The organism is Natronomonas sp. (assembly GCF_046710025.1).
In the GTDB taxonomy this organism is placed as follows: Archaea; Halobacteriota; Halobacteria; order Halobacteriales; family Haloarculaceae; genus Natronomonas.
This window is the reverse complement of sequence record NZ_JBKEGK010000065.1, coordinates 1-12,033: the sequence shown is the minus strand read 5'-3', so window position 1 is coordinate 12,033 and position 12,033 is coordinate 1. Positions and strand designations below refer to the sequence as shown.

General features: G+C 64.8%; 13 protein-coding genes. 11 read left to right on the top strand and 2 right to left on the bottom strand.

Annotation, left to right across the window (positions count from 1 at the left end; all coding sequences use genetic code 11):
• Together ACI944_RS06450 and ACI944_RS06445 are read right to left on the bottom strand one after the other, a co-directional pair.
• Positions 1–413 (bottom strand): hypothetical protein (locus ACI944_RS06450; protein WP_411718235.1); only part of this gene is annotated, 413 nt, incomplete at its 3' end.
• 150 nt (positions 414–563) lie between these two features.
• Positions 564–956: a hypothetical protein gene (locus ACI944_RS06445; RefSeq protein WP_411718234.1), complete on the bottom strand. Its 393-nt coding sequence runs from the start codon at positions 954–956 to the stop codon at positions 564–566.
• 297 nt (positions 957–1,253) lie between these two features.
• On the opposite strand from ACI944_RS06445, the gene ACI944_RS06440 reads away from it, so the two are divergent.
• The 11 genes from ACI944_RS06440 to ACI944_RS06390 form a co-directional block, all read left to right on the top strand.
• On the top strand, positions 1,254–2,360 hold the full coding sequence (locus ACI944_RS06440; RefSeq protein ID WP_411718233.1) for an agmatinase family protein: 1,107 nt from the start codon (positions 1,254–1,256) through the stop codon (positions 2,358–2,360).
• Between the two features lie 110 nt (positions 2,361–2,470).
• A complete protein-coding gene (locus ACI944_RS06435) occupies positions 2,471–3,067 on the top strand; it encodes a class I SAM-dependent methyltransferase (protein ID WP_411718232.1) in 597 nt (198 codons plus the stop codon).
• Positions 3,060–3,326 (top strand): hypothetical protein, encoded by a 267-nt coding sequence (locus tag ACI944_RS06430; RefSeq protein WP_411718231.1) that lies wholly within the window; start codon positions 3,060–3,062, stop codon positions 3,324–3,326. Before ACI944_RS06435 ends, ACI944_RS06430 begins: the two co-directional genes overlap by 8 nt.
• A gap of 102 nt (positions 3,327–3,428) precedes the next feature.
• A complete protein-coding gene (locus ACI944_RS06425; RefSeq protein WP_411718230.1) occupies positions 3,429–5,327 on the top strand; it encodes an ABC transporter substrate-binding protein in 1,899 nt (632 codons plus the stop codon).
• 100 nt (positions 5,328–5,427) lie between these two features.
• Positions 5,428–6,402, top strand: coding sequence for an ABC transporter permease (locus ACI944_RS06420; protein ID WP_411718229.1), 975 nt, complete (start codon positions 5,428–5,430; stop codon positions 6,400–6,402).
• Positions 6,403–6,404: 2 nt separating this feature from the next.
• Positions 6,405–7,649, top strand: a complete 1,245-nt coding sequence (locus tag ACI944_RS06415) for an ABC transporter permease (RefSeq protein WP_411718228.1) — start codon at positions 6,405–6,407, stop codon at positions 7,647–7,649.
• Positions 7,650–7,743: 94 nt separating this feature from the next.
• Positions 7,744–8,781, top strand: a complete 1,038-nt coding sequence (locus ACI944_RS06410) for an ABC transporter ATP-binding protein (RefSeq protein ID WP_411718227.1) — start codon at positions 7,744–7,746, stop codon at positions 8,779–8,781.
• Complete coding sequence (locus ACI944_RS06405) at positions 8,774–10,123, top strand: ABC transporter ATP-binding protein (protein ID WP_411718226.1); 1,350 nt, start codon at positions 8,774–8,776, stop codon at positions 10,121–10,123. Before ACI944_RS06410 ends, ACI944_RS06405 begins: the two co-directional genes overlap by 8 nt.
• A 126-nt stretch (positions 10,124–10,249) precedes the next feature.
• Positions 10,250–11,212 (top strand): glutathione S-transferase family protein, encoded by a 963-nt coding sequence (locus ACI944_RS06400; protein WP_411718225.1) that lies wholly within the window; start codon positions 10,250–10,252, stop codon positions 11,210–11,212.
• Between the two features lie 243 nt (positions 11,213–11,455).
• Positions 11,456–11,611 carry a hypothetical protein gene (locus ACI944_RS06395; protein WP_411718224.1) on the top strand — a complete coding sequence of 52 codons (156 nt, stop codon included), beginning with the start codon at positions 11,456–11,458 and terminating at the stop codon, positions 11,609–11,611.
• 136 nt (positions 11,612–11,747) lie between these two features.
• Positions 11,748–12,033, top strand: a 286-nt coding sequence (locus tag ACI944_RS06390; protein ID WP_411718223.1) for a carbonic anhydrase, incomplete at its 3' end; no start/stop codon positions are given.

Below are 12,033 nucleotides of genomic sequence, written 5' to 3'. Positions count from 1 at the left end.
GGGTAGGGGGTACGACACGTCATCTCGCCGGAGCGCTCCCCGGCGCGCTCGAACCGGTAGTGACCGATCTCACCGCCGCGGTGGTTGCGGCGGTAGGCGTCGTCGATCGATCGAAGGCCACCGGGGACGGAGCCGTGGTCGTCGGGCCACTCGGCGACGCGCGGAAGCTGTTCGCCGAGCCGATCGAGGACGTGGGGCTGGAGCTCCTCGGCGATCGTCTCGAAGGCGTTCAGCCACGCCTGTTGGGGGTACCACTCATCGGGAGCCGGGTCGGTGATCCCCTCCTCGGCCAGCGCCTCGATTGCCCGGTCGCGGTAGGCCTCGGAGAACCGACCCATCGCCGTTTCGACGACTGTGAGCACCGTTCGCCCGTTGACCGCAACGTCCCGGTCGAACGCTTCGTAGGCTGCCATCGTACCGTCGGTAGCGCAAGGGGGAAAATAAAACCGTCAGGTCGGAGGCTGCGTGGTGACGCCAGCCTAGTGGCTCGCGACGCACGCGCACCGGCTGTTCCGGCGCATGCGCTCTCTATCCCGTGGCACAGCGCACACGCTTACTGGCCGTTACTGGCCGTCCCGGTCGAGTCGCTCACCGCGGGTGTACCGACCGGCGAAGGCGAGCAGGTCAAGCCCGATCGCCGCCAACGAGAGGCCGCCGATCCCGGTCAGTATAAAAAGCCACGTCCCGTCGCCGTCGAAGAATCCGAGCGGGAGCGACAGGCCGAGCAGGACGTTTCCGAGGCCGCGCCAGCGGTACCACGCCCAGCGGGCGGTCAGTCTGCCGTCGGTCGCGGCGACGACGTCGGCGACGCCGGCCGCACTCAAAAACGTCACCTGCGCGAGCAGGGCCGGGCTTGCGAGGACAGCCGGCCCGGCAAGCGCGAGCGCGCCCCCGGCAACGATGAGCAAGAAGACTCCGAGGACGCCGCTGAGCCGTCGATTGCGTCGTTCGTTCATTGGCGTCGAAGGGCCGCTGTGCGTCTGTTTCGTTCGTCGGAGGGCATACAGGCTCGGGTTCGGCCGTTCAATATATAAACGCCCGCGGACCGCGCTGAACGCGCGACCGCTTCCCCGAGATCGTATTTAAGGTGTTTTAATCATTTCATGCCACAAGAACTGTTCGAACACGCACCTAATCACCCTGATTATTGGCATATATTCCAAGAAACGCTTTAGTATGTTCTTGGAATTCAAATACATAGGCGAGTCGGGGAGCGATCCGCCGTCGCCCCGGCCTCGCACCCACTACCACCAATGACAGACGAACGATCCGGCGAGGACATCTACGGCGAGGAGTACAAAGAATCGAACGAGCCAATCTTCAGCGGCATCCCGACGTTCCTCAAACTTCCACAGGTCGAACGGGACCAACTGGACGCGGAGGACGTCGACATCGGGATCGTCGGCGCGCCGCTCGATACGGCGACGACGATCCGGCCGGGGACCCGCTACGGCCCGCGCGCGGTACGAGCCGCCTCGACGGTACCCTCACCCCCGTACGAGCACTTCAATATCGAGACAGGTGTCGATCCCTTCGACACGTTCAAAGTTGCGGATACCGGCGACGCAGCGGTCTCTCCGGGCGATACGCGGCAGAGTCAACTCAACATCGAGGACGCGGTCGCCGAGATCAGCGAGCAGGCGACCCCGATCGTCATCGGCGGTGATCACTCGATATCCTACCCCGATATCAAGGGCTGGGCCGAGGCCAACGGCTACGAGGACATCGGGCTCATCCACTTCGATTGTCACGCCGACACGGGCGACGAGGGCCTGACCGGCTTCGAGTACGACCACGGCGCGTGGGTCAAGCGGGTCTACGACGATGACCTGATGGCCGGAGAGAATTACACGCTGATCGGTCCCCGGGGCTTCTGGCCCGGCCCGGACACCTACGAGGAGATGCGCGAAGCCGGCATGAAGTGGTACACCTCGATGGAGGTCGGCGGGATGGACCTCGACGACATCGTCCTCGACGCGGTCCAGCGTGCCACCGACGGCACCGACGCCGTCTGGGTCTCCTTCGATGTCGACGTGATGGAGCCCGCCTACGCACCCGGGACCGGCGAGCCCGAACCGGGCGGACTCGTCCCTCGCGAGGCGATCTACATGGTCCGAGAGGTGGTCAAGGCACTCGATCCGGAGGACTTCGGCTTCGACGTGGTCGAGGTGTCGCCGGCCTACGACACCAGCGATTCGAACTCCTACAACGGCGGTGTCACCAGCGGACTCGCCAACCGCCTCATCATCGAGGTCATGGGAAGCATGGCGCTCGCCCAGAAGGGCCTCGATGAGGGCTCGCCGATCAAGCCGAAGGAGCCGCTCGGCCCAACGGAGCCGGTTCAGCCGACGAACGACTGACCGGATCGCGGCGAGCGCGCGTCGATCCGGCTCGCGCCGGGACCGTTTCGACCGACGGCTTCCAGCTAAGATGCCCCAGCATCCAAGCCCGTCCGGCCCGTACCGTCCATATGGATCGGACCGAACTCCAGGGAGCCTGGGACACCGTTTCGGAGACGTACGCCGAACGGCGCGATCCAGACGGCTCCGACGCGGCGTTGATCGACGACCTCCTCGCGGCGCTGCCCGCCGAGCCGGACATCCTCGACGTTGGCTGTGGCGACGGCGCACGGACGCTTGCGAACCTCCCAGCCGAGAGCGTGGGTTTAGACATCTCCCGCCGCGGGCTCGACCTCGCGGCCGACACGACCCCGGCGGCTCGGCTCGTCCACGGCGAGATGTCGGAACTGCCGTTCGCCGACGACGCCTTTGACGCCATTACAGCGTATCACGCGGTGTTTCACGTCCGGAGGGACCGCCACCCCGAGGTGTACGCCGAGTTCGCCCGGGTCCTCAACCCCGGCGGGCGGCTGTTGATGACGCTGCCGGGAGGGCGCTTCGAGACGGTCCGGCGCGGCTGGATGGGCGGGCGGATGTTCTTTTCTGCGCCCGGGCGCGAACGCACGATATCGCAGCTCCGTTCGTCGGGGTTCGACGAGCTACGGACCGAAACAGCGACCGATCCACTCGGGAGCGACACCGAGTTTGTCTTCGCCCGCCATGTCTGACGAAGAGATGCCCGCGGACGTGCGCTCGAGTCTCGGACAGTTGCTCTCGAACGCGCGGCAGTCAGCCCGGGCCGGCGACGCCGAGACCGCTCGCTCACTGCTCGAAACCGCCGGGACAGTCGCCGAGAACAAACTCCCCGACGGCGACCGGCGCGACCGCCTCCGACACGGCTGCTCGGCCGCCGTCGAGGCGCTCCCGGACGGCGAACTCGCTGCCGCATACGTCGAGGCGATCGAGCGCCGCCTGCCCGACGGTTGAGAACCGGTGGACGGAGATCCACCCCCGCTGGCACTACAATTTGGCGACAGGTATCTACCGTACCGCAACGGTTTAACGGCGAGAAGTGGTAATTGTTTTCAAATGCCGCGATGGAGCGAGTACGACCACGATTCAAGGCCAGGCGTTGGCCGGCGCCGATGGCTTTCGATGCTTGGCGTCGGCATCGCGGCCGGCGTCGCCGGCTGTTCGGGAAACAGTACCGACACACCGGGGAACGAATCAGAATCCGGTGGCGGCGTCCGCGGCCTCGACGAGGTCGACGGAGAGCCGACCGTCTCCGGGAGTTACGACACGGTCACGTCGGCATCGTTCACCACGCTGAATCCGCTGTATAACGATGAATCCAGCGCCGGGACCGCCATCGGACGGGCGCTCGATCTGGGGTACACCTTCGACGCCGACGGCGAGTACGTCCCACGTCTATACGACATGTCGACCGACGACAGCGGGTCCGTATGGGTATTCGACATCCATGATGGCTTGGAGTTCAGCGACCCCTATGGGACGGTCGGTGCCGACTCCTTCGTCTATCAGATCGAGGCGCTTCACCAAAGCGACTGGGCGAACACGGCCAGTTCCAGCCAGTGGAACGGGGTTAACGTCGAGGCCACCGGCGACCTACAGTTTCAGGCCGAGTTGCCGGAGCCGCAACTGCTGTGGCCCGAGTCGTTCGACCCACTTGAGTACCCCATCCCACGGGGGCTGGTCGAACCCTACGTCGATGAAGAGGACGTCGACGGCCTCCAACAGGACACCGAACTGCTCGAGTTGTCGTTCGCCGGTAACCTCGGGGCGTTCGTCCTGGATGAATGGAACCGCGGGTCGGGAACGGAGTACAGCCGAAACGACGACTACTACGTGCAAGATATCGAGGAGAGTCCGGCGATTTTCTCGAACGCGCCGTACTTCGAGGGCGCGTCGATCAGCGTGATCGAGGAACAGTCCTCGCGGCTCGGAGCACTCGAAACCGGCGAGGCCGACGCCGCGAGCGTCCCGCCGGAGCGCTTTGACGAGTTCGACAGCAAGGAGGCCGTCAGCATGCGGCGGATCCCGCAACCGTTCAACCGAATTCTATCGGTCAACATGCGGGATAACGGGTGGAACGCCGGGCCAGGGAACCTCTTTCGGTACATCGAGTTTCGGCAGGCGATCGCGACCGCGATCGGCAAGGACGACCTCATCGAGGGGATCTACCGCGGGCTCGCAAAGCCTCACTACACCTGGCAGCCCGAATGGTCCCAGTGGTACCCCGGCAACGACGGTATCCCGTTCTTCGGAACCGGCGAACGCTACGGGTCCGAGCCGGCCCGCGAACTCGCCTCGGCCGCCTTTGAGCGCTCCGAGTTCGACTACCGCTTCGACGGTGATCGCCTCGTCACCCCCGAAGACGATCAGGTCACACTCGACGTCTACCACAGCGTCGGCCAAGAGACCTCACAGCTCATCGCCGAATACGTCGCGGGCGAACTCGACGCGAACCTCGGCATTGACGTCGTCGTCGAGGCGATCGACGGCGTCCGCTTCGACGAGGACTACTGGGGCGCGGAGCCGCAAGGAGGGACCGACACCGTCAACGGCGAGTCGGTCACCTGGGAGCGGCCGACGCCGACCAACCCCGGTCCGCGCTCGGTGACGTCGAACGAGTCGTGGGACATGTCGCTCGTCTTCGGCCTGAACACGTTCCCGCGAAACCCTCTCACAAACGAGACGTTCTTCGACGGCGCGAACTCCTTTTACAATCCGGTTGGATACTACCCAGAGTTCGACGCCCGAGGGCTGTTCGACCAAGCGCGGTCGGCGACGACGGAATCGGAACTCGCCGACGCCATGGCCGAAGTGTTCGTCAACCTCGGCGAGGAACAGCCCTACGTCATGCTCACCTTCGGCGAGAGCCTGAATGGGTACAACCCCGACCTCCGGGGGCCGATCGAGAACTTCTCGAACGGCTGGGACTTCCCGGGGTGGCACTTCTCGGAATGACGACGACCGCCGCATTCGGACCCGTCCGTCGGTGCCGAGTAGCCCGTCCGACTCGGTCTCGATCCGACGGTCCAAACAACGCCAGCGTCTCCGTCCGACGATGGGAATAGCTAGATACGTCGGGCTGCGGGTGCTTTGGGCCGCAACGGTGTCCTTCATCATAGTCACGATCACATTCTTACTCATGGCTGCTGCCCCGAATCCGGCCATCCAGGAGGCGGCGACGCAGGCAGCCTTGGAGGGCGGCGATCCACAGCAAGCCGTCGAGCGTGAACGGGCGCTTCGTGGCCTGGACGAGCCGTTGCACGTCCGCTACGTTGATTTCATCAGGAACGTCTACACCCTGAACTGGGGGTGGTCGGATCAGCGAAGCCAGCCGGTTACCGAGGCCCTCGGCGAGGCAATCTTCTACACCGCCCAGTACTCGATCCCCTGGACGATTCTGACAGTGTTGATCGGGCCGCTCGTCGGAGTGTACTCCGCGGCGAACATGTACTCGTGGCGCGACCACGCCGCGACCGCCTTTGCTTTCTTCGGGTACGCGATCCCGAACTTCTTTTTCGGAATCGTGTTACTGTTGCTCTTTGGCGTCTGGCTCGATTGGATCCCGATCGTCTACCGGACCGATGTAGCAGTATTCAGTCTTGCGAATGCCCGCCAGCTCGCGCTGCCGGTGTTCGTCCTCGTCACGGGATCGATCGGGGCGGTCATGCGCGTTTCCAGAAACGAGTCCGCGGAGTTCCGGAAAGCGGCGTTCATGAAAACCGCAAAGGCGAAGGGTGTTTCACCGTTTCGGGCCTACGCCTACCACGTGATGCGCCCGACACTCGTCCCGCTGTCGACGACGCTCGTCAGCCAGTTGCTTGCGATCTTTCTTGGGTCGTCGCTGCTCGTCGAGGTCGTCTTCGGCATCCCCGGCCTCGGCCGGCTCACCTTCGACGCGCTGGTCGCACAGGACACCAACTTGGTGTTGGGCACGACGCTTGCGTTCACCTTCGTCGCGGTGCTCGGAAACCTTCTCGAGGACATCGCGTTTACCCTCCTCGACCCGCGGATCAGCTACGACGATAGATAATCATGGCGAGCGAGCAGGAACACGGACGAGGAGATCGAGACCGATTCGATCGAATTGAGTGGGACGAACACGCCGACAGCAGTGGCTTCGGGCTCTCGACCAACACCGTCGGCTTACTCGTGAGCACGCTCCCAATCGCTGCGCTTGCGGCCTACGACCGGCGGTTCGTCGGGGAGCGCGAGGCCACGTTCGAGGCGCTTGGCCGGGATCTCGGGGTCGGGTCACGCTTCGAGACGCTCGGGCTGGACTACGACCCCGGATCGCTCGAGTATCTCTTCGGATTCACGCTGTTGTGTTTCGTCTGGTACCTGCTCGTGCCGCTGTACCGGAACCCCCGGATAACGCGGTACTACTGGCGGGAGTTCAAGCGCAACCGTCCGGCGGTTGTGAGCCTGGGGTGGCTGCTCGTCGTCTTCGCCGGCGGCCTGATCGGTCCCTTACTCCTGAGCGCGCCCGAACAAGACGTCCTCGTGGGTCACCAACCGCCGGTGTATCTGGGCATCGACTCGACGAACGTCGCGCGGTGTCTCGGCGAAACCGTCGGCGGCCGGTGTTACGGGACCTGGGAGTACCCCCTCGGGACCACCCAAGGCGGCGAGGGCGTCTTCCGGAACGTCGTGTACGGCATGACGATCAGCGTGCAGATCGCGTTCATCACGACGACGATCGTCGCCGCCATCGGCATCACAGTCGGGACCGTCTCTGCCTACGCGGGCGGGTGGGTCGACGAGATACTGATGCGGTTCGTCGACATCGTGTTGTCGTTCCCGACGCTTTTGTTCTTCCTCTTGATCCTCTACATCTACGGCGCCGGGTTGGGAATGTTCATTCTCGTCTTCTCGCTGTTCGCGTGGGGTGGGACAGCCCGCTACGTCCGCAGCAAGGCGCTGTCGGTCGCCGAGGAACCCTACGTCGACGCCGCTCGCCTCAGCGGCGCAAGCACGTTCCGGGTTGTCCGCCGGCATGTCGTCCCCAACACCGCAAGCAGCATCATCACGCAGTTGACGCTGCTCGTGCCCGGCTTCCTGCTCGCCGAGGCGCAACTCGCTTTCCTCGGGTTGGGCGACTCGGGGATCCACTCGTGGGGGCAGTTGATATCGGCCGGCCGGAGCGACCTCGCCTTCGCCCCCTGGATCGTGCTGGCTCCTGGGATCGCGCTGTTTTTGACTATCCTCGCGTTCAATTTCCTCGGGGACGCGCTGCTTGACGCGTTGAACCCCGAGGCGGAGGCCGAAAATCAACGATGACTGACATATATATGCACGTCCGTACCCGCGTTCACGCTCTCGCTCGCGTTCATACTCATAGCCACCCCCATCCCAACGGGCCGGAGGCCCAACGATGACCGACGCCCCCCTGCTTAACGTGGAGAACCTCACCACGTCGTTCGAGACCGATGCCGGCCGGCTCGTCGCCGTCGACGGGCTGGACGTCACCGTCGAACGCGGCGAGACGGTCTGTCTCGTCGGCGAATCCGGCTCCGGAAAGACCGTCGCGACCGAGTCGATCACCCGGCTCGTCGAGGAGCCGCCGGGATCGGTCGATGGGACCGTCCGGTTTCGGGGGCGCGACCTCGGGACCCTCTCGGAGCCGGAGTTGCGGTCGATCCGCGGCGCGGAGATCGCACACATCTTTCAGAACCCACAGGACGCGATGAACCACTGCTATACCGTGGGGTGGCAGATCGCGGAGGCGATCCGGGTCCACGAGGACGTCTCGCGGGCGGCCGCGAAGGCGCGGGCGGTCGACCTCCTCGATCGAGTCGGGATCGCCAACGCCGCCGCCCGGGTGGACGATTACCCCCACGAGTTCTCCGGCGGGCAGAAACAGCGGGCGATGATCGCGATGGCGCTCGCGACCGAGCCGGCGCTTTTGATCGCCGACGAGCCGACGACGGCGCTCGATGTGACTGTTCAGGCCCGTATCCTGCGGCTCGTCAACGAACTCAAAGCCGAGTACGGCATGGGCGTGCTCTTCATCACACACGACCTCGGCGTCGTCAGCGAGATCGCGGATCGAATCGTCGTCATGTACGCCGGGAAGGCGATGGAACGCGGGGACCCGGTCGACATCTTCGAGCACCCGGCCCACCCCTACACCCGGCGGCTGCTGGCATGTCTACCGGGCGTCGGCTCGGATCACGGCGGCATCCCCGGTTCGCTGCCCGACCCGACCGACCCGCCCGATGGCTGTCGCTTCGCGCCGCGGTGTGACCACGCGGTCGAAGCGTGCTCGCGGGGCGAACAGCCGGCCGAGATCGAGGTCGGTTCCGGTCACTGTGCATCATGCATCCACTATCACGAGGGGTACGACGAGTCGGTGCTGGCGACCGACGAGGCGGTCGGGGCGGACCCAAAGTGGGAGGAGTCGGATGACTGAGACGGAGCCGCTTCTGTCGGTTCGGAATCTGGAGAAGCACTACCCCGTCGGTGGGGGCCTCCTATCGGGACCGAGCGGCGCGGTCAGGGCCGTCGACGGGATCAGCTTCGATATCGCCCGCGGCGAGACGCTCGGCCTCGTCGGCGAATCCGGGTGTGGGAAATCGACCGCCGCGAACTCGATCGTCCGTCTTGAGGAACCGACCGGCGGGCAAGTCCTATTCAACGGCGGTGATCGGAAGGGCCGAACCCGGAACGACGACGGCACCCATCCCAACGACGTGACCCGATTCGACCGCACGGAGATGAAGGCGTTCCGCCGCGAGGTGGGGATGATCTTCCAAGATCCCTCCTCGAGTTTCGATCCTCGGATGCCCGTCGGCGACTCGATCGGCGAGCCGCTGTCGGTACACGGCTTGGATGACAGGCGGCGTCGCCGGGCGATCGTCGAGGACCTCCTCGGCCGGGTCGGCCTCACGGCGGCCGACTACGAGCGCTATCCCCACGAGTTCTCCGGCGGGCAGAAACAGCGCCTCGCCCTGGCTCGGGCGCTCGTATTGAACCCCGAGTTGATCGTCGCGGACGAACCGGTGTCGGCGCTCGACATGTCTATTCAAGCCGATATCCTTGGACTGCTCGATCGGGTTCAGTCGGAGTTCGGGCTCTCGCTGCTGTTTATCAGCCACGATATGTCCGTCGTCAGAGAGATATGCGACCGGGTCGCAGTGATGTATCTCGGCGAGATCGTCGAGGTTGGGCCGACCGAGTCGGTGTTTACCTCCCCGAAGCACCCCTACACCGAGGCGCTCGTCTCCGCGATCCCGACCCCTGATCCCCGGACGGCGAATCGGGGGATCGAGCTGACGGGCAGCGTTCCCGATCCGGCGGACCCGCCCGCCGGGTGTCGGTTCCACACCCGGTGTCACGCGGTCGTCCAGCCGCCCGACCTCGATGTGGACCGGACGACCTGGCGACAGTTGCTCGATTTCCGCCTCGCGATCGAGGCTGGTGAGGTCGACGCGGCGGCGATCGAAGAGCGTGCTCGGATCGAGGCCGACGGGGACGGCCGGGAGGGATCGACCGCGGCGGAGCAGCTCCGGAGAACGTTCGACCTCCCCGAGACGGTGTCGGATTCAGCCGTCGAGGAGGACCTCGCGGCGGCGATCGGGGCGGTCCTCGACGGCGAGGACGGGCGTGCAGCCGAGCGCCTCCGTTCGACCGTCCGAACGCCCTGCGAGCGGCAACACCCCGAGTCGGTCGACCACGGCGACGGTCACGAGTCGGCCTGTATCCGTCACGATCCGGAGGTTCGGACGGCCCGGGAGTGGCAAACAGAGCAGTAAACGCTACGACCCGATGTATGCTCACGGTAGCTCCACCTCGCCCGCACGATGGCCTCGCCCCTAGTGGTTGCGGCAACCAGCCGTATTCGTCCCGAAGGCTATCTGTGTTGAGAGAGTATCAACTGTATGCACCAGTTCATCGACGGCGAGTGGGTGACCGAGTACGAGGCCACGAACGAGGAGGGCGCCTTCGAGCGGCAGGTGACGACGTTCCGGGAGCGGGTGGACCCCGAAGCGGCCGAGGCGGGCCGGTATCACCTCTACGTGAGTTACGCCTGCCCGTGGGCTCACCGGACGCTCATCACCCGGAAACTGCTTGGTCTGGAGGATGTTATTTCGGTCGACGTCGTCGACCCGTTCCGGGCCGAGGACGGCTGGCAGTTCACCCCTGAGCGGGAGGGCTGTACGACGGATAGCATCAACGGGTCCGACTACCTGCGGGAGGCCTACGTTGAGGCCGACTCGAACTACACTGGACGGGTGACGGTGCCGGTGTTGTGGGACACTGAGGAGGGAACGATCGTCAACAACGAGTCCCGTGAGATCATGCGGAACCTCACGACCGTCTTCGCGGCGCTGGGCAACGGGGTCGACCTCGCACCCGAAGCGCTCCGGGAGGACATCGACGACGCGCTTGATCGGATCTACGAGCCGATCAACAACGGGGTCTACCGGACCGGCTTCGCGGACACCCAGTCCGCATACGACGAGGCCGTGACCGAGCTCTTCGAGGAACTCGGCTACTGGGATTCGGTGCTCGCGGACCAGCGATACCTGGTCGGCGACCAGCTCACGGAGGCCGACATCGCGATGTACACCACGCTGGTCCGATTCGACGAGGTGTATCACACCCACTTCATGTGTAACCACAAACTCATTCGGGAGTACGACAACCTCTGGCCGTACCTCCGGGATCTCTATACGACACCCGGCTTCGGCGAGACGACGGAGATGGGCCACATCAAGGAACACTACTACACGACTCACCCCGACGTGAGCCCGAAACGGATCGTGCCGATGGGCCCGGCCCCGGACTTCGAGGCCCCCCACGACCGTGACGAACTCCCTGGTGACCCCCCCTCAAACTAATCACCGTTGTAGCCCCTTCTCGCATGGTTTTTGCCCGTTGCAAGCCGCACCAGTTTCAGGAGCGACGGTGCCGGTCGACAGCTCTAGATCGAGGACGGCCGAGGCGTGTCGGTATGGGCCGATCAGCCCCACGGGAGTCAACGCGGACGGAGACCGGCGCTAACAGAGGTCGGCACAGATGCAGGTCGGGGAGCAAACTTGCCGATAATGTTATATGCTACCGTGACATGTATTGACATACATATGCCCGATACGAAGCGAGGTCGCGAACGGAAAGGACGGACGAAGCGGGAACAGCGCCGCCGATACGAGATCGAGCAGGCGCTCGAAGCGCGCGACCGCGACCTTGACTTTGAGGAGCTCTACGAGGGGGCCGAACTGGAGTTGGAAGTCCAGTAGGGATGCGTCCACCCGGTCAGACAGACCGGGACGACACGTCAGCCTGTCCCGACCACCGTCCGCGCCGACGCCCTCCCTCGGACACGACTGGGACAAACACTCACGCTTTTTATTACCGTGCCCGCGAGTCACGCGCATGTCAAACGCGACGCTTGCCGAACTCCTCGAACGAAACGCGCGCCATGCCGAATCGTTATCCGAGGGCCACTTCGACGCCGTTCAGTCCGAACAGCGTCCGGCCGTCGTCTCCGTCTGCTGTTCGGACTCCCGCGTCTCACAGGAAGGAATGTGGGATGTCGACGAACCGGGGTGGCTTTTCACCGCCGGCAACCTTGGAAACCAGGTCCGCGACTGCGACGCCCGCGCCGTCAGCGGGGACATTCTCTACCCCATCCGGTTCGCCAACACGGATGTCGCCGCCG